The organism is Bradyrhizobium sp. UNPF46 (assembly GCF_006658625.1).
GTDB classification, from domain to species: domain Bacteria; phylum Pseudomonadota; class Alphaproteobacteria; order Rhizobiales; family Xanthobacteraceae; genus Bradyrhizobium; species Bradyrhizobium nitroreducens.
In genome coordinates this window covers 43293-60791 of sequence record NZ_LFJB01000043.1, presented here as the reverse complement: position 1 = coordinate 60791, position 17499 = coordinate 43293, and the positions used below count along the sequence as shown (strand labels likewise).

Here is a 17499-nt window from a genome sequence, read left to right as displayed (position 1 = left end):
GTGGACACCGGTTCGCGTGAAGAAAACGCGTCAAAACAAGAATCTAGAGCTTCGGTTCTGATTCAATCAGAACCGAAAATGCTCTAAGCGCCGCGCAAACATCTCTGCGCGGTGCGCACCTTGCAGCAGGGATGAGCGCAAAGGCTCCCATCCCTGCGTGCAAGGGTACGATCAACTCTACGCTGTTACGGGGGTTACTAGTGGAGCGTGTCGCCGTGCTTCAGACGCTCGATCTGGTCCTTGACCATCAACTTCCGGCGCTTCAACTCAACAATTTGCAGGTCGTCTGTTGAAAGGTGCACGAGAGCTTCGTGCAATTCGTTTTCCAGAAGTTTGTGCTTCCGTTCCAATTCAACGAGATGTGCCTGAATTGTCATTCGAAACCTCCTCGGTAGGGTTGAACCTCAGGATTCGATCCGGACAAGGAAGTCTACATCACCGATTCGTTCTGTCGATGGGTATCCGTCGTCGCAGCGTCATTTTTGAAAATTCATATGTAACGAAGCGTGAGTAAAGGAACCACGCCGGAAAAATCCATGATATCAATGCGCTTGCGCGGTACCTCGGCGCCGCGCAGAAATATGTTGCGGGAGATTGGCGAGCGGGGCTTGCAGATCGCTTGCGATCACGCCGCGCAAGGACGATAATTTCCACAGGGCATCCACAGCCTTAGTCTCACGCCTATCGGTTTTCGGCCACCGCAGACATGACCAATGAAGACGAGCGTGAGCTCGAAGCCGAGCTCACCCGGTTGCAGCAGGAACACCGAGATCTCGATGCGGCGATCGATGCACTGCATCAATCGCCCGCCCCCGACCTGTTGCGGCTGCAGCGGTTGAAGAAGCGCAAGCTGTTGTTGCGCGACCGCATCGCGTTCATCGAAGACCAGATCACGCCCGACATCATCGCCTGATCCACAGACCACTCGCGGCGAGACAGTGCTCGCATTGAATCCGCTTGACTCGAAAAGAACAAAATAGGAACATTCCATCACCCCAGGAACCGCCCGAGGACACGCAGATGTCGACGCCCGCCCTTCTCGACAACAGCCACTATGAACAGGCCTGCGACCAGGCCATCGCGATGTGCGACGGCAATCTGCGCAGCACCATCAAGGCGCTGATCATGGCCAACGAATATCTGGAAGCCGAACTCGAGGAATTGCAGGCGGCGATTTCCGCCGGCTGCATTCCGGAGACGTCGCGCAGCAAGATGCGGAGCAAGAGCAGCGCCGCCTGAATTCTACGGCGCAATGAGATCGCGCATCTGTCTTTGAGCATGATCTCCGCGCAAACGCATTCTGCGTTTGTCGCGAGGAAAACCGCTTCACACTTTGTGCTGACGCGGTCCTTCGGGTCCGGATCATGCTCCGATCGGAGCAACGCCATGTCGGACGTGACCTACTACGTTGCAATGCCCTTCTTGATCGATGCCGACGGCTCGCCCGTCGCCGGCGCCGCAGAAGAATGCCAGAGTTCGTCGGCCGCGTTACGGCGCGCCGAGGCCTTGTCGCGCGGCGCGGGCCACATCGGTGCGGTCGCGTTCAGCCGCAGCGGCGATCCCATGACCGGCGAGTTCGGCGACGCCACGTTGCTGCGCAAATTCGGCAACGTGCCGGAAGATCTCGCCACACTATAGAGTCAATTGCTGACCAGCCTGATGCGCGGTTCGTGCCGCCGGTGCGCCTTGCGCACATACATGGCGGCATCCGCCTCCTCCAGGGCGCGGCCTGCGTCGGATTGCGCTCCCAGCAGCGCGACACCGGCGGAGGCGCCCGCAGTCACATGCTGGCCGCGAAAGGTGAAAGACAATTCGTCGATCGCCTGCTCGAAGATGGCCGCCTTCGCCTTGGCGTCGGTCTCGCTGAGATTCCACAGCAGCAACGCAAACTCGTCGCCGCCAAGACGCCCGACGACGTCGGAGGCACGGACCTGCCGCGTCAGCGTGGCGGCAATCGCCTTGAGCACCTCGTCGCCGGCGCCATGACCGAATGAATCGTTGATCGGCTTCAACCTATCGACGTCGAGCACGATCAGCGCCCCACTGGCGCGGTAGCGCTTCATGTAGGCGATGGCGCGCGCGAGCTCACGCTCGAAGCCGCGCCGGTTGGGAATCTCCAGCAGGAAATCGGTGTCGGCCGCAGCTTCCAGTTCCACGACCCGGCGCTGCGTCTCCTTGAGCTTGGCCCGCAAGTCACGGATCGTCGCCCTGGCAGTTTCCCTGGCTCCATCGTCGCCCGATACAGCCCGCCGCGGCGCCTTCGCCGGACGCCCGGGGGCGGCTTTGGATCGGCCCGCACTGGTCTTCCGGCCCTTTTTGGCCTTCGCAGCGCTCGCCCTTTTTGGTTTCTTCATGGGCATCCTGCTCAATGAAGGCTTGCGGGGATTCACCAAGACAGGATAGTGGATTCCCTTCTCCTTGCCATCGCCTTGCGCGCCGCCGGCCGGAACCGTTAATCTGGCCTATCTTTCTGTTTTTCGGGCACAATTGACGTCATGACCGCGCCGATCGCCATTATCATGGGAAGCCAGTCGGACTGGGACACGATGCGGCACGCCGCCGACACCCTTGCCGCGCTCGGCGTTGCCGCCGACACCCGCATCGTTTCGGCCCACCGCACCCCCGACCGGCTGTTTGCTTTCGCCAAGGGCGCCAAGGCTGCTGGCTATAAGGTCATCATTGCCGGCGCTGGAGGCGCTGCACATCTGCCCGGCATGACGGCCGCGCTGACCGAGCTGCCGGTGTTCGGCGTTCCCGTCGAATCCAAGACGCTCAAGGGCCTCGATTCGCTCTATTCGATCGTCCAGATGCCCGCAGGCATCCCGGTCGGCACCCTCGCCATCGGCAAGGCCGGCGCGACCAACGCCGCGCTGCTGGCAGCGTCCGTCCTGGCATTGTCCGATCCGGCCTTGTCCGATCGCCTCGCCGCCTGGCGCAAAGCGCAGACCGAGGCCATTGCCGAGCGTCCGGAGGACAAGGCGTGAGCGACGCAAAGCAGGTAAAGCTGAAGCCCGGCGACACCATCGGAATCCTTGGCGGCGGACAATTGGGGCGGATGCTGGCGATGGCCGCGGCGCGGCTCGGCCTTCGCTGCCAGATATTCTCGCCCGATCCCGACTCGCCGGCCTTCGACGTCGTCTTGAACGCGACCTGCGCCGAATATGCCGATGTCGAAGCGCTCGAGCTGTTCGCGGGCGACGTCGACGTCATCACCTACGAATTCGAGAACGTCCCGTCGGCCGCCGCAATGGTGCTGGACGCGCGCCGCCCGGTGCTGCCCAATCGCAAGATCCTCGAGACCACCCAGGACCGCCTCGCCGAGAAGGATTTCGTCACGCGCCTCGGCATCGGCACCGCCGCCTATGCCGACGTCACCTCGGTGGCTTCATTGCGCGAGGCGATCGTGCGGATCGGGCTGCCGGCCGTGCTGAAGACCCGCCGCTTCGGCTATGACGGCAAGGGCCAGGCCATCATCCGCGAGGGCGACGACATCACCAAAGTGTGGACCAGCCTCGCGACAAAATCGGCGATCCTGGAGGCCTTCGTGCCGTTCGAGCGCGAGATCTCCGTGATCGCCGCACGCTCGATCACAGGCCAGGTCGAGTGTTTCGACGTCACCGAGAACGAGCACCGCGACCACATCCTGAAGATATCCCGCGCGCCGGCCCCGATCCCGGACGCACTCGCCGAGGAGGCGCGCAGCATCGCCGGCAAGATCGCAAGCGCGCTCGACTATGTCGGCGTGCTCGCCGTCGAGATGTTCGTGCTCGCAAACGGCACCGGTCCGAAGGTGCTGGTCAACGAGATCGCCCCGCGCGTGCACAATTCCGGGCACTGGACGCTCGACGGCGCGTCCGTCTCGCAATTCGAGCAGCACATCCGCGCGATCGCCGGCTGGCCGCTCGGCAAGCCCGTCCGCCACGGCGAGGTCGTCACCATGACCAACCTGATCGGCGACGAGATCAACGATTACGAGAAGTGGCTGAGCGTGCCGGGCGCGACCGTGCACATCTACGGCAAGGGCGCGCCGCGCCCGGGCCGCAAGATGGGCCACGTCACCGAAGTGCTTCCTACCACGGGCAAGTAACGGGGACCGCAGCAATCGCTGCGATCCCGCTTTGGGACTACGCCGTCTTCGCGCCTGCGACGACGCCAGCGGGCTCCTCGCTGAGCCAGCGATAGATCACCCCGCCCAGCGCGCCGCCGATCAGCGGTGCAACCCAGAACAGCCAGAGCTGCGCCGTCGCCCAGCCACCGACGAACAGCGCAGGGCCCGTGCTGCGCGCCGGGTTCACCGACGTATTGGTGACGGGGATGCTGACGAGATGGATCATCACCAGCGCTAGTCCGATCGCGAGCGGCGCGAAGCCCGCGGGCGCGCGGCCATGCGTGGCGCCCATGATGATGAACAGGAACATCATGGTCATCACCACTTCGGTCAGGAAGCACACGATCATGCTGTACTGGCCGGGCGAATGCGCATCATAGCCGTTGGACGCGAAGCCCTTGCTGACGTCGAATCCGGGAGCCCCGCTCGCGATGACGTAGAGGAGCCACGCCGCCACGATCGCACCAGCCACCTGGGCGATCACATAGGGCAGGATCTGCCCGGCGGGAAAACGGCCGCCGGCGGCAAGACCGACGGTCACCGCCGGGTTGAGATGGCAACCCGAGATATGGCCGATCGCGTAGGCCATGGTGACCACGCTGAGTCCGAACGCGAGGGAAACGCCGACCAGGCCGATTCCGACCTGGGGAAAGCCGGCCGCGATCACCGCGCTGCCGCAGCCTGCGAATGTGAGCCAGAAGGTGCCGATGGCCTCAGCGGCGTATTTCTTGATATCCATGTGTCGTCCCCTGCTTTCAAAGATTTCCGGAACAAAGCCCCGGAAACGGCCCCACCCTTGGCGTCAAATCTCCCAAATCAGGGCCGCACGGCGGTATTTTGCCTCATTTAATGGCTGAACTTGGCCCGAATCCCCGCCTGGCCGGTGGACATCGCTGGTTTTGTCTGATACATCCGCGCCCTCAAGGTTAAGGGCTTGCGCGTTTCGCCATCCCCTTCGTCTTACCAGAATTCAAATCCGATCCACTGAAGAGGATGCCGCGTGCAGGTTCTCGTTCGCGATAACAATGTCGATCAAGCTCTCAAGGCGCTGAAGAAGAAGATGCAGCGCGAGGGTATTTTCCGCGAGATGAAGCTCCGCGGCCATTATGAGAAGCCCTCCGAGAAGAAGGCCCGCGAAAAGGCCGAAGCCGTGCGCCGCGCGCGCAAGCTGGCCCGCAAGAAGCTGCAGCGCGAAGGCCTGCTGCCGATGAAGCCGAAGCCGGTGTTCGGCGCCGGTCCTGGTGGTGATCGCGGCGGTCGCAGCGGCCCGGGTGCTGGTCCGCGCGGACCGCGCTGATCTTTCCAATCTTGCAGGATTTCAGTTTCCGATGACGCGGGCCCCTGGCCCGCGTTATTGTTTGTGAGCGGTGCCTTTCTGGGACGGGGTACTGCCGATGCGGCACCAGCGCGAGCGAACCGTAAATGGCCTCCCCTTTTCCCGAGCGCGGCTTGGTGCGGCAACGCCGGATCTGGCAACAGCCGTTCGCGCTGGCTTTGATGGGGATGGCGCTGTGCGGCTGCTCGTTCGATCTGGGATCTCTGACGCCGGAGAAGGACAAGCCGCAGGAGGCCCCCAAGGCAGCGGCGCCCGCTGAGAGCGCGGTGAGTGCCGCCAACGTCACCGAAGCTCAGGCCCACACCGCAAAGGCCCAATCCCTGGCAAAATCAGGCGAGACCGCCGCGGCGCTCGACGAGTTCGATCGCGCCGTCGGGCTCGACCCCTACAATGCCCAGGCGCTCTATGGCCGCGCGCTGATCTATCAGAGCAAGAACCAGCACGACTTCGCGATCGCCGATTTCAGCACCGCAAACGGACTCACCCCCCAGAAGGTCGAGCCGCTGCTTGGCCGCGCGACCAGCTATCTCGCGCTCGGCAAGGTCAAGGAAGCGGCAGCCGATCTGGATGAGGCCTCCGAGGCCGATCCGCACAACGCGCAGGTCTGGACCACCCGCGGACAGGCCTATGAACGCCTGGGCGACAAGGCCAAGGCGGCGGCGTCCTACACCAGGGCCGTCTCGCTGCGTCCACGCGACGATGCCGCGCGCAGCGGTCTCGCCCGCGTCGGCGGCTGACGGTCCGGGCCAGCGCAGGCGCCGGCTTAATCGGGGGTGGCGCCCTTCGGCAGAACCGAGTGGAACATCGACTTCATGCCCGACAGCACGTCATCGGCGACATTGGTCTTCTTCGGCCGCGGCATGGAGCCACCGGCGTCGGCGCGCAGGTCGAGCGGCGGCGCGATCACCGGCACGGGAATGTCGGCCGGGGGCGTCATCCGATTCGGATCGTCGTTGCCGACCGAGGCCGTATAGGGCGGCGACGAACCACCATTGCCATAGCTCTCGGGCGAAGGCGTGGATACCGTGATCGGCGGCGGCAGCGGGCGGATCGCCGCGGGCTCCGTCGTGATGACGCGCGGAGCCTCGGGGACGCGGGTGGCTTCGCGCACTGCGGGGTCTGGGGTCCGCTCGGCCGGCTTGATCTCGGCAGCCTTTGCCTCGGCAGCCTTGGCCTCGGCAGCCTTCTCAGCAGCTTTGCCTTCCGGCGACTTGCGAAGACGCTCGATGGCGGCACGTGCCAGATCGTTGGCGTCGGGGGTCGCAGCCGGGGACGTCACGGCCGGGGCGGAATTGGCCTCCACCACCGGAGCGGTGGCTGCCGGGGTCGACTTCGCCGCGGCCTTCTCACGCGCCGGGGAGCGGCCATGCGAGGCGTTCTCGGCGGGCGTTACCTCCGCAGCCTTGGCCTCGGGCTTGTCGGCAGCGGCCTTGTCCGTCACGCCCTTGTCGGAAACGCTCTTCTCCGAGATGCCCTTGGCCTTGACGCCGGGCGTCGGAAGGTTGGCGGTGTCCGTCGGCTTGCCGTCCTTGCCTGCCTCGGCAGGCGCAACGACGGCCGAAGGGGTGTCCGGCGCCGGCTTGGCGTTGATGTAGTGGTTAACGATGTAGGCCCCGATGATCGTCGCGAGCACCGAGGGGAAAATATCCATCGAGATTTTAGCGAGGTATTTCAGCATTTCTCGGCCACTCCCCGCGCGATCAGATGCGGGAACTTTGGGGCATTGTAAGGGATCAACTGCGACGGATCGATGGCAAGTCTTAAGGCCGGAGTTACGGCTTTAGCTCGATCTCAAGGAACACGATCTCGGTTGAGGTTTCGTTAAGTACGTCGTGTTGGACGCCGGCCTTGCGGAAGTAGGATTTCCCGGCCGCGAGCTGCGCCTTGGAGCGCTCGCCGTTGGGCGCCACGATGGTCATTTCTCCGGCGGCGACGGGAACAATCACGTAGTCCATGCCGTGGGTGTGATGGCCGGTGGCGCTGCCGGGAGCGAGCCGCCATTCGGTCACCCGGACCTGCTCGTTGTCGACCTGGACCTCGGATCTGGCGGCAAGCATCGGAAACTCTCCTTCTGACGCGATCCGGGCCCGAAGGGCCGCGTGAAGCGCAAATTGGGTTCAGGGCACGAAAACCATGAAAACGTAGACGGCAAATACCACCATATGGACCAGCCCGAACAGGACGTTTGTTCTGCCCGTGCCGAAGGTCAGCATGCTCAGAAGGAAGGTCAGGAGCAAAAGCACGCTGCCCTGGGCGTTGAGGCCGAGCTTGAGCTCCTTGTCGAGCGCGTAGGTGGCGACGCCGACCGCCGGGATGGTCAAGCCGATCGTCGCCAGGGACGAGCCAAGCGCGAGGTTGATGCTCTTCTGGAGATCGTTCTTGCGGGCCGCCGCGACCGCCGCGACGCCTTCCGGCATCAGAATCAGGAGCGCGACCAGGAGACCGGCAAAGGCCGGCGGCGCACCGATTCGGACCGCGACGGCATCGACCACCAGCGAGAACTTCTTGGCGAGCAGCACGACCGCCAGCAGCGCAATCAGCAGCAGCACGACGCTGAGCGCGAGCATCCGGCCCGACAGATACGCCTCGCCGGCGCTCCCCCCGGGGCGCTCATGGACGAAGTAATCCTTGTGCAGGACGGTCTGGGTGTAGAGGAATACCCCGTACAGCGCGAGCGTGACGACGTCGACGAAACCGAGCTGAACCGAGGAATAGACCGGTCCCGGCGTCGTGGTGGTGTAATTCGGCATGATCAGGGTGATGGTCGCGAGCGCGAACAGGACGCTGAGATAGACGTTGGCGCCGGAGAGCTGAAAACCCTGCTCGCGATAGCGCAGGCCGCCGATGAAGATGCAGAGCCCGACGAGGCCGTTGCAGACGATCATGACCACGGCGAACACGGTATCCCGCGCCAGTTCCGGCGCCGGCTTGTCGCCCAGCATGATCGTGGTGATCAGCGCCACCTCGATGATGGTCACCGAAAGCGTCAGCACCAGCGTGCCATAGGGTTCGCCGACCCGTTCGGCGATCACTTCGGCATGATGAACCGCGGCGAATACCGTGCCGAACAGGATCACCAGCAGCACGGTCGCGAAAACGAGCCCGCTCAGCGAAAGCGTGAACGCGTAGTCCGTCGCGCTGACGGCCGCGAACATCAGCACCGCCAGCCCCGGAAAGAGCCAGGCCGACCGGGGCATCGGATTATGCGCGCTCATTCACCGCTTCCATTTGCTTCAATGAGCAGTAGCAAATCGGCCGGCAGATTCAATGCCAGCGCAGGATCGGGGCGACCGGCAGGAACGTCAGCAGCAGGAACAGCGGGATCAGCACGGCACCGGCGCGCAAGAGATAGCCGAAGAAGCTCGGCATCTCGATGCCGTTCTCGCTGGCGATGCTGCTCACCATGAAGTTCGGCGCGTTACCGATATAGGTGAGCGCCCCCATGTAGACCGCGCCCATGGAGATGGACGCGAGCGTGCCCGACATCTCGTGCATCAGCGTCTGCGGATCGCCGCCGGCGAGCTGGAAGAACAAGAGATAGGTCGGCGCATTGTCGAGGAATGCCGACATCAGGCCGGTAAACCAGAAATAGGCGACCTCGCGCGGCGCTCCGTCCGGCCCCGTCACGGCCGACAACAGCCAGGCGAATGCGCCATGATGGCCGGCATTGAGCATGGCGATGACCGGGATGATGGCGACGAAGATGCCCGCGAACAGCTTTGCGACCTCGCGGATCGGCTCCCAGGTGAAACCGTTGGCCTGCCTGTGCTCGTCCGGCGTCAGCCACACCGACAGTGCCGCAACGGCCAGCAGCACCACATTGCGGACGACGTCCTCCAGTTCCAACTTGGTGCCGAGAATGTCGAACGCAATGCCGGGCTTCCACATCGCCGACGCCAGCAGACTCACGACGATGGCCGCGATCAGCACCAGGTTGACGAGGCCGCGGATCCGCACCGGTTCCAAAGGGCCGACCTCGGGCGGCGACGGCTCGCTGCGGAAGCGCCAGATATCGACGGCGACGAAGATGGCGAGCAGCAGCCCGGCAACGATGGCGGTCTGCAGCCAGATGGTCCGCGTGGTCCAGAAGAAATCGACCCCGTGCAGGAAGCCGACGAACAAGGGAGGATCGCCGAGCGGGCTCAACGCGCCGCCGACATTGGCGACCAGGATGATGAAGAAGACGACGACATGGGCGTTGTGGCGCCGCGGCCGGTTGGCGCGGATCAAGGGACGGATCAGGATCATCGCGGCACCCGTGGTGCCGACGAGGCTCGCCCCCAACGTGCCGAGGGCGAGGATGCCGGCATTGGTCGCCGGCGTGGCCCTGATGTCGCCGGTAATGAGAATGCCGCCGGCCACGACATAGAGCGAGAACAACAGCACGATGAAGCCGAGATATTCGGCGAGCATGGCATGGACGAGCGCCGCCAGCGTCGACATGCCGCCGGCGAAGACGACGAGCGAGGCAAGGGCCAGCAGCGACCAGGCGGCGGCGATCTTGCCGTAGTGATGATGCCAGAATTTCGCAAACAGCAGAGGTCCGAGGGCGATCGACAGCAACAGACCGGTGAAAGGCAGCGCGTAGGGCCAGCGCATCGCCGCGCCGTCAAGCCCGGTCGCGGCGAAGGCGTTCTGCGGCAGCAGCACCAGGCAGGAGACCGCGAGCGCGGAACCGTAACGTGCGAACAAAGTGTCAACCGCCAATGAAATCTCTCGCTGTTTCGATCGCGCCATATTGATCGAGATCGTCGTGCCCGCCGCCTGCCATGCGAACGAACCGCTTGGGATCATGGGCGAGTGCGAACAGACGCTCTCCGAACACGATCGGAATGGCAAGATCATCGGTGCCATGCATCACGAGGAGCGGCACAGTGACGCGCGCGATGCGCCGGTCGGAACGAAACGGATCACGCATCAGAAGGCGGACCGGAACGAACCAGAACGATGAAGCCGCAATGTCGGCCGTCGACGTATAGGGAGCCTCCAGGATCAGCCTGCCAACGCGATGCTCCGAGGCGACGGCAACCGCCACGCCCGTCCCGAGCGAAAAGCCCCAGGCAACGATCCGTTCCGCCGCATAGCGGGCGGTGGTGAAGGCGTAGGCGGCTGCGGCATCGCGCAGCAGGCCCTGTTCGCTCGGCGAACCGCTGGAGCCGGCATAGCCGCGATAGGACAGCGCAACGAGGCCGGTACCGTCAGCCGTCATCGCCTTGAAGCGGCTGACGCCGCCGGCGAGAAAATCGCCATTGCCCGGAAAGTACAGGATCACGGGGCGCCCCGGCCTCGCCGGCACGTGCCAGACGATCACCTTCTCGCCATCGGAGCTGGTCAGAACATGCTCTTCCGCCTCGGCGAGGCCCGCCGCATCCGGTGCAGTGCGACCGACGGGCGGAATCGGAAACAGCATCTCGCGCTGCCGGACGTAGAGCACGACGAGACCGGCGCAATAGACGGTCACGAGCAGGATAGCGATCCACTTGACGATGGCGATCATTGTGCGGTCAGCCCCCGGTGCAGGCTCAGGGCTTGCGACGGCTCCGCAGCAATTTCATGACGTCGGGCCGGAGGCTCGCAGGAACGTCGCGACAGCCGCACGCCACCTTATGGGTGGCGTGCCATGCGACACGCTGCTCGCGCGTCGCTTTGGGCGGCATGCGATGCGACCGGTGCCATTCCTTGTTGATGGCCACGGTCCATTCTCTCGCGCGCTACATCGCCTTGACGATGTTCTCGGTGACCTTCTTGGCGTCGCCGAGCAGCATCATGGTGTTGTCGCGGTAGAACAGCGGATTGTCGATGCCGGCATAGCCCGAGGCCAGCGAGCGCTTGATGAACATCACGGTGCCGGCCTTCCAGACCTGGAGCACGGGCATGCCGTAGATCGGCGAGGTCTTGTCCTCCTCGGCCGCCGGATTGGTGACGTCGTTGGCGCCGATCACGAAGGCGATGTCGGCCTGCGCGAATTCGGAGTTGATGTCCTCGAGCTCGAACACTTCGTCATACGGCACGTTGGCTTCAGCCAGCAGCACGTTCATATGGCCCGGCATGCGGCCCGCGACCGGGTGAATGGCGTACTTCACCTCGACGCCTTCCTTCTTCAGGATGTCGCCCATTTCACGCAGCGCGTGCTGCGCCTGCGCCACCGCCATGCCGTAGCCGGGCACGATGATGACCTTCTGCGCGTTCTTCATGATGAAGGCCGCATCATCGGCCGAGCCGAGCTTGGCCGGCTTCTGCTCACCGCCGCCACCGCCGGCCGCGGCGGTCTCGCCGCCGAAGCCGCCGAGGATGACCGAGATGAAGGACCGGTTCATCGCGTGGCACATGATGTACGACAAGATCGCGCCTGACGAGCCGACCAGCGCGCCGGTGATGATCAGCGCGGAATTGCCGAGCGTGAAGCCGATGCCGGCCGCAGCCCAGCCGGAGTAGGAGTTCAGCATCGAGATCACGACAGGCATGTCGGCGCCGCCGATCGGGATGATCATGAGCACGCCGAGCGCCAGCGCCAGGATGGTGATCAGCCAAAAATCGACCGCACTGCCGGAACGAACCAGGCCGAAGATGAAGAACACCAGCGCCAATGCCAGCACGATGTTGATGATGTGGCGGAATGGCAGGATGATCGGCGCGCCGCTCATGCGAGCGGACAGCTTCAGGAACGCGATCACCGAGCCGGTGAAGGTCAGCGCGCCGATGGCGACGCCGAGCGACATTTCGACCAGACTGGAGGCATGGATGTTGCCGGGCGTGCCGATGTCGAAGGCTTCCGGTGCGTAGAACGCGCCGGCGGCGACCAGCACCGCGGCCATGCCGACCAGCGAGTGGAAGGCGGCGACCAGCTCCGGCATCGAGGTCATCGGCACGCGGCGGGCGATCACCGCGCCGATGCCGCCGCCGATCGCGACCGCGAGAATGACCAGCACCCACGCCACGCCGTCGGCCGGCGGATGGCTTGCGAGCGTGGTGGCGACCGCGATCGCCATGCCGATCATGCCGAACAGATTGCCCTGGCGCGACGAAGCCGGGCTCGACAGCCCGCGCAGCGACAGGATGAACAGCACTCCCGCCACGAGATACAAAAATGCAGAGAGGTTAGCGCTCATCTCAGGTCCCCATTATCCCATCAGCCCGAGTGGCCGCTTACTTCGACTTCTTCTTGTACATCGCCAGCATGCGCTGGGTGACAAGGAAGCCGCCAAAGATGTTGACGCAGGCGAAGATGAGCGCGACGAAACCGAAGCCGCGCGCCCAGCCCGAGCCGCTCGAAACCATGCCGACGCCGACCGCGAGCAGCGCGCCGACCACGATCACCGAGGAGATCGCGTTGGTCACGCTCATCAGCGGCGTGTGCAGGGCGGGGGTCACCGACCACACCACGAAATAGCCGACGAAGACGGCGAGGACGAAGATCGACAGCCGGAAGATGAAGGGGTCGACGACCTGTGCAGCATGCTCCATGGCGGGTCTCCTTAAGCCTTCGGCTGGAAGTTCGGGTGGATGACGGCGCCGTCTCTCGTGAGCGCAGTGGCCTTGACCAGTTCGTCGTCCCAGTTGACGGCGAGCTTCTTCTCTTTCTTGTCGACCATGGTCTCGATGAAGGAGAACAGGTTGCGCGCATAAAGGCTGGAGGCCGAGGCCGCGACGCGCCCGGCGACATTGGTGTAGCCGACGATCTTGATGCCATCGAGGTCGACGACCTCGCCAGGCTTCGCGCCCTCGACGTTGCCGCCGCGCTCGACGGCGAGATCGACCAGCACCGAGCCCGGCTTCATCGACTTGACCATCTCGCCGGACACGAGCTTCGGCGCCGGACGGCCCGGGATCAGGGCAGTCGTGATCACGATGTCCTGCTTCTTGATGTGCTCGGCGGTGAGCGCGGCCTGCTTGGCCTGGTATTCCTTGGACATCTCCTTGGCATAGCCGCCGGCGGTCTGCGCGTTCTTGAACTCCTCGTCCTCGACGGCGAGGAATTTTGCGCCGAGCGATTCGACCTGCTCCTTGGTGGCGGGACGCACGTCGGTCGCGGTCACGACGGCGCCCAGACGGCGCGCGGTCGCGATCGCCTGCAGGCCGGCGACGCCGACGCCCATCACGAACACTTTTGCAGCGGGCACGGTGCCGGCAGCCGTCATCATCATCGGGAAGGCGCGGCCGAAGGCCTCGGCGCCCTCGATCACGGCGCGGTAACCGGCAAGGTTCGCCTGCGAGGACAGCACGTCCATCACCTGCGCGCGGGTGATGCGCGGCATCAGCTCCATTGCGAAGGCGGAGACACCGGCATCGGCGATCGTCTTCAGCGCGGCCTCGTTGCCATAGGGATCCATGATGGCGATGACGAGCGCGCCGCGCTTGTACTGCGACAGCTCCGACGCTTCGGGACGCTTCACCTTGATGATGATGTCGGCATCCTTCAGTGCATCCGCACTGACGGTGGCACCGGCGGCGATAAATTCTGAATCCGGCAGGCCCGATTTGAGGCCGGCGCCCGGCTCGACGGCGATCTCGGCGCCCAACGCCCTAAACTTCTTCACCGTATCGGGCGAAGCGGCGACACGCGGCTCCGACGGATCGATTTCCTTGGCAACGGCGATCTTCATAGGTCCTCCGGCGGCGCGGGACAGCGCGCGCGCAAACTTGAGCGTTACTCCCGCGGCGTTCGATACCGGTTTTGGCACCGGCTTGGATGCAAATATTCTGGGCAGCTGCCGCCGCTGGCGTGTGCAGCTGCCGACAGATCAGGTCAGGAAGATCGCCATCAGGATCACGATGAGCGCGACCGAGGCCGTGCCGTACTTCACCAGCTTGATGAAGCCCTCGTAGGTCTGCTCGTGGGCAACGTAGTCGTTGCCGTCGGCGGTGCTGTACGCCACTTCGCTATGATCAGCCATGGAATGTCCCCAGTCGAAAGTTCAATTCTTAGGCTGGGATACCGCAAACTTTCGGGCAGGGCAACGGCAGGCGGGCGCGGTTTTCCTGCAAATCAGGCCATTTGGAATTCCAATTGTCACGAATCGGGCTCTCGCACTGCTCAGCCCCGATCGATCATCGTGGCGGCAAGGCTCGCGGTCTAGCGCTGGAGCGGTTGGAGGCCGAGCGCCGCGCGCACCTCGTCGACAGCCTTCTCCCCGGCCCCGGTGAACCGCGCCATCCGCGGGGCCGTGCCGGGACCGACCGCCACGGAGTGCTCGCCGGCCAGGAAGCCATGGGTCATGTGAAACCCAAGCGCGCGATAGACCTCGAACTGCTCCTCCGAGAAGAACTGATCCCCGGTGGTCTCATGGGGAAACGTGTCATTCCGCCGCGCATAGTCGCGGATGTAGTCGTTCTCGTCGCTGGAGAGCGAGGACTTGATATAGACGAGATAGCCCTTGTCATTGCCGCCATAGTCGATGACGCCGATCGCCACGTGAACGTGGTCCTTTGCCGCCTCGTCCGAGGCGGCGGCGGTCTGCGCGGACTTGCTGTCGGCATTCTCGGCCATGATGGCGCGCGTGCGGTCGCGAATCGGCGTCCAGGGCAAATCGATGCGGACGCCGAGATCGATGCGGGCATAACGCTGGAGCTTCATCAGAGAGGCGAAATTCATCGGTGCGTCGGCTTCGGCATCGACCGCGATGATCACCCTGCAGCGCCGGCGCAGCAGCTCGTAGACGCCGAGATTTTCGATGTGACCTCCGTCGGTGAGATAGACACCGTCGCTGTTCTCGTAGAGACGGCCCGAGATTTCCGACCACAGGAACAGCGGCGTGGAGCGGCGCTGCGGCCGGGCCGTCGCCCCGACATAGCGCGGATTGCTCAGCCAGTAGCCCAGCCGCACGTTGAGCAGGGCGAGCGTCGGCGTCAGCGCCTTGATCGAGTTCGAGCCCATGTTCGACGCCGCCGCCGCCCCCGAGATCGCCATGGCGGTGGCGAGGTCGAGGCTTTGCTCGAGGCGCTCGACGGCCGGGGTCCTGGCGTAGCGCGTCGCCTCGCTGCCGACATGGAGCGGCGAGAAGACGAAGAAGTCGGCATTGCGACCGCGCCGGTTGGCGAAGTCCGAGCCCTGGATGTTCAGCGCGGTGTTGATGAGGTGATAGGGCGCCCCCAGCTTCGGCGCGGCCGGTTGATCGCCCGGCACGGCGCCGTCATTAGCAACCGCGTAGAGCTCACTCAACTTCATGCGGTCGAGCGGCTTGAAATCACGCCCCTGGTCGAGGCTCGCCTCGGTACGCGCGATATTGCCGTCCGCCGATCGGTCTGGGTCGAACAGAAAGGCCTTGCTCAGCCGATCCCGGTACAGCCGGTGCAGCGAATTCGCGTTGGGCGTCAAGGACCAGGAGATCGCAAACAGCAGCAGGCCGACGAGCGCATACAGGATCACCACGGGCAGGCTGTGCGAATACCCCGAGCCTCCATCCGTCCAATGGAATTGTCTTGCGACATTGAGCGCGGCAAATCTGAGCCAGGCCGGCACGTGAGATACCGGCGTCAGCCATTCCATCGTCGCCGCCGGTGCGGCGGGCTGTGGCGTGATCTCGGCAGAGAACGTGCCCGCACCCGCGTCGAATGCGATCTTGCCGGCCAGATTGCCCGATGCGGGCACGGTCGATTTGTTGGCGGCAAGGCAGCTCCTCTGCCCGAGGTTGGCGAGAGGCGCCTGGCATTTCTCGATCGGGTCATTGGCGATGCCCCAATAGGACAAATAGAGATAGGCGACCCAGATGATCAGCGGCAGCGCGAGGCCCGCGATCCACAGCGCGACCTTGGCAGCGATCGCGAGCACCAGCGAGCCCCATTGCGAGGATACGCTGTTGCCCTTGAGGAATTCGGCGAATTGCTGCCTGAAGGCCATGACGAACACGCCGATCGGCGCGGCGATTGCAGCGAGGGACTTGATCCAGGTGACCGCGACGCCACCGACCGGGCTGCCGATCGCATCGCCGTCGACGACATCGAACATCTGCGAGAGCATGAACGGCTGGAACTCGAAGAACGCGATCACGGCAAGCAGCACCAGGAAGGTCGCGCCGGCGGTCGGCCAATGCGAACGAAACTCCTGACGCTTTTCGGGGCTCGCAAGTGATTGCTTGAGCGCCCAGACGAAGAACAAGCCGACGCCGATGATCGCGGTCGCAAGCGTCAGCGCGAAATGCTTGATTTGCAGGACGCGCGCGAAGTCGCAGGCGATGCCGAGCAGGAACGCGATGCTCGCGGCATAGGTGAGGAAGACGGTCGGGCCGATGCCGCGCTCGGCGCGCGCGAGCAGATAGGCAATTCCGCCGCAGGCGAGCAGCACCAGCGCGACGATCGTGCCGATCGCCGCGAAGCCGAAGCGGTCCGCGATCCAGCCGAAATGGTGCAGCTCACACTGCGGCAGAGCGCCGTCGGCGAGATCGACACCGAAGAAATTCGCAACCGTCAGGCAACTTCGCAGCGGCGTCGACCAGATCGTGACGGCGGCGAGCAGCAGCACGACGGGTAATGTCAGCCCGATATTGGCGATCAGGCCGCGCGCCACGATCGCGATCCCGGTCAGGAGGTCGCGGAAGCCGGCCGGGATCAGATAGTTGGAGTAATTCCTGATATGGCCGACCGACGGCGTATCGCTGATCTCACTGGCGGTCGCCGTGCCGCCGGCCGGCCGCTGGCCGAACACGAAACGCCCCGTCACCGTCATGGTCGTGCTGAGCGAGGTGCCGATATAACCGCCGCCCGACACGGTGGAGAGATAGTCGATCCGCCCGATCAGATCGTGGTGGTTCAACGCCTGGAGTACGCCGAGACACATGGCCGAGGAGCGGATGCCGCCGCCCGACAGAGCGAGCCCGACGACGTCGAGCATCTGGCAGGCTTCGACACCGCCTGGATCGATCTGCCGCGTCTTCCCGCGGCGCGTGTTGATCGCCTCGATCTCGTCGCGAACGATCTGCTGATGCTTCTCGCACCAGGGCGTTTCTTCCTCGAAGGCTGCGGCGTTCCACGCTGCTTCAGGTCGCGGGACCTGTCCCTGATCGGGCATGTGCGCCTCCCCAGCGGCAAATCACGATCAACAATCAAGAGTTGAAAAACA

The 17499-nt window shown here is 64.4% G+C and carries 20 protein-coding genes; 7 read left to right on the top strand and 13 right to left on the bottom strand.

What is annotated here, in order from left to right; genetic code table 11:
- Positions 1-197 precede the first annotated feature (197 nt).
- Entirely contained in the window at positions 198-377 is a 180-nt protein-coding gene (locus tag UNPF46_RS18130) for a YdcH family protein (RefSeq protein WP_061880823.1), read from the bottom strand.
- Between the two features lie 329 nt (positions 378-706).
- Between UNPF46_RS18130 and UNPF46_RS18125 the strand changes: the two genes are divergently transcribed.
- The 3 genes from UNPF46_RS18125 (at position 707) to UNPF46_RS18115 (ending at position 1638) form a co-directional block, all read left to right on the top strand.
- The gene (locus UNPF46_RS18125; protein ID WP_008546179.1) at positions 707-913 is read left to right on the top strand and encodes a YdcH family protein; all 207 of its coding nucleotides are present in this window, start codon (positions 707-709) and stop codon (positions 911-913) included.
- A gap of 107 nt (positions 914-1020) precedes the next feature.
- Positions 1021-1239, top strand: coding sequence for a hypothetical protein (locus UNPF46_RS18120; RefSeq protein ID WP_100179447.1), 219 nt, complete (start codon positions 1021-1023; stop codon positions 1237-1239).
- Between the two features lie 147 nt (positions 1240-1386).
- Positions 1387-1638 (top strand): hypothetical protein, encoded by a 252-nt coding sequence (locus UNPF46_RS18115; protein ID WP_100179446.1) that lies wholly within the window; start codon positions 1387-1389, stop codon positions 1636-1638.
- Between the two features lie 2 nt (positions 1639-1640).
- On the opposite strand, the gene UNPF46_RS18110 is transcribed toward UNPF46_RS18115, so the two are convergent.
- Positions 1641-2354 carry a GGDEF domain-containing protein gene (locus UNPF46_RS18110; RefSeq protein ID WP_174719127.1) on the bottom strand — a complete coding sequence of 238 codons (714 nt, stop codon included), beginning with the start codon at positions 2352-2354 and terminating at the stop codon, positions 1641-1643.
- 141 nt (positions 2355-2495) lie between these two features.
- Here UNPF46_RS18110 and purE point away from each other — a divergent pair, with 141 nt between their 5' ends.
- Together purE and UNPF46_RS18100 are read left to right on the top strand one after the other, a co-directional pair.
- Positions 2496-2984 carry a 5-(carboxyamino)imidazole ribonucleotide mutase gene (gene purE / locus UNPF46_RS18105; RefSeq protein WP_142250894.1) on the top strand — a complete coding sequence of 163 codons (489 nt, stop codon included), beginning with the start codon at positions 2496-2498 and terminating at the stop codon, positions 2982-2984.
- On the top strand, positions 2981-4087 hold the full coding sequence (locus UNPF46_RS18100; RefSeq protein ID WP_100179443.1) for a 5-(carboxyamino)imidazole ribonucleotide synthase: 1107 nt from the start codon (positions 2981-2983) through the stop codon (positions 4085-4087). Before purE ends, UNPF46_RS18100 begins: the two co-directional genes overlap by 4 nt.
- 37 nt (positions 4088-4124) lie before the next feature.
- Here the strand turns inward: UNPF46_RS18100 and aqpZ are convergent, their stop codons facing one another.
- Positions 4125-4847: an aquaporin Z gene (aqpZ, locus tag UNPF46_RS18095; RefSeq protein WP_094976898.1), complete on the bottom strand. Its 723-nt coding sequence runs from the start codon at positions 4845-4847 to the stop codon at positions 4125-4127.
- A gap of 261 nt (positions 4848-5108) precedes the next feature.
- On the opposite strand from aqpZ, the gene rpsU reads away from it, so the two are divergent.
- Together rpsU and UNPF46_RS18085 are read left to right on the top strand one after the other, a co-directional pair.
- Positions 5109-5405 carry a 30S ribosomal protein S21 gene (gene rpsU / locus UNPF46_RS18090; protein ID WP_014492442.1) on the top strand — a complete coding sequence of 99 codons (297 nt, stop codon included), beginning with the start codon at positions 5109-5111 and terminating at the stop codon, positions 5403-5405.
- A gap of 125 nt (positions 5406-5530) precedes the next feature.
- The gene (locus tag UNPF46_RS18085; protein ID WP_100179442.1) at positions 5531-6181 is read left to right on the top strand and encodes a tetratricopeptide repeat protein; all 651 of its coding nucleotides are present in this window, start codon (positions 5531-5533) and stop codon (positions 6179-6181) included.
- A gap of 26 nt (positions 6182-6207) precedes the next feature.
- On the opposite strand, the gene UNPF46_RS18080 is transcribed toward UNPF46_RS18085, so the two are convergent.
- The 10 genes from UNPF46_RS18080 to UNPF46_RS18035 form a co-directional block, all read right to left on the bottom strand.
- Positions 6208-7122: a hypothetical protein gene (locus UNPF46_RS18080; protein ID WP_142250893.1), complete on the bottom strand. Its 915-nt coding sequence runs from the start codon at positions 7120-7122 to the stop codon at positions 6208-6210.
- Between the two features lie 94 nt (positions 7123-7216).
- A complete protein-coding gene (locus tag UNPF46_RS18075) occupies positions 7217-7501 on the bottom strand; it encodes a cupin domain-containing protein (protein ID WP_100179440.1) in 285 nt (94 codons plus the stop codon).
- 60 nt (positions 7502-7561) lie between these two features.
- On the bottom strand, positions 7562-8659 hold the full coding sequence (locus UNPF46_RS18070) for a calcium:cation antiporter (RefSeq protein WP_100179439.1): 1098 nt from the start codon (positions 8657-8659) through the stop codon (positions 7562-7564).
- A 49-nt stretch (positions 8660-8708) separates the two neighbouring features.
- Complete coding sequence (locus tag UNPF46_RS18065) at positions 8709-10043, bottom strand: sodium:proton antiporter (RefSeq protein WP_174719348.1); 1335 nt, start codon at positions 10041-10043, stop codon at positions 8709-8711.
- A 97-nt stretch (positions 10044-10140) separates the two neighbouring features.
- A complete protein-coding gene (locus UNPF46_RS18060; protein ID WP_142250895.1) occupies positions 10141-10938 on the bottom strand; it encodes an alpha/beta hydrolase in 798 nt (265 codons plus the stop codon).
- 217 nt (positions 10939-11155) lie between these two features.
- A complete protein-coding gene (locus UNPF46_RS18055; protein WP_142250891.1) occupies positions 11156-12553 on the bottom strand; it encodes an NAD(P)(+) transhydrogenase (Re/Si-specific) subunit beta in 1398 nt (465 codons plus the stop codon).
- A gap of 37 nt (positions 12554-12590) precedes the next feature.
- Positions 12591-12908: a proton-translocating transhydrogenase family protein gene (locus UNPF46_RS18050; protein ID WP_024337650.1), complete on the bottom strand. Its 318-nt coding sequence runs from the start codon at positions 12906-12908 to the stop codon at positions 12591-12593.
- Between the two features lie 11 nt (positions 12909-12919).
- Positions 12920-14047, bottom strand: a complete 1128-nt coding sequence (locus UNPF46_RS18045; RefSeq protein ID WP_100179436.1) for a Re/Si-specific NAD(P)(+) transhydrogenase subunit alpha — start codon at positions 14045-14047, stop codon at positions 12920-12922.
- A 138-nt stretch (positions 14048-14185) separates the two neighbouring features.
- Complete coding sequence (locus UNPF46_RS18040) at positions 14186-14338, bottom strand: aa3-type cytochrome c oxidase subunit IV (RefSeq protein WP_018317799.1); 153 nt, start codon at positions 14336-14338, stop codon at positions 14186-14188.
- Between the two features lie 179 nt (positions 14339-14517).
- Positions 14518-17448 (bottom strand): patatin-like phospholipase domain-containing protein, encoded by a 2931-nt coding sequence (locus UNPF46_RS18035; protein ID WP_142250890.1) that lies wholly within the window; start codon positions 17446-17448, stop codon positions 14518-14520.
- Positions 17449-17499: the final 51 nt, after the last annotated feature.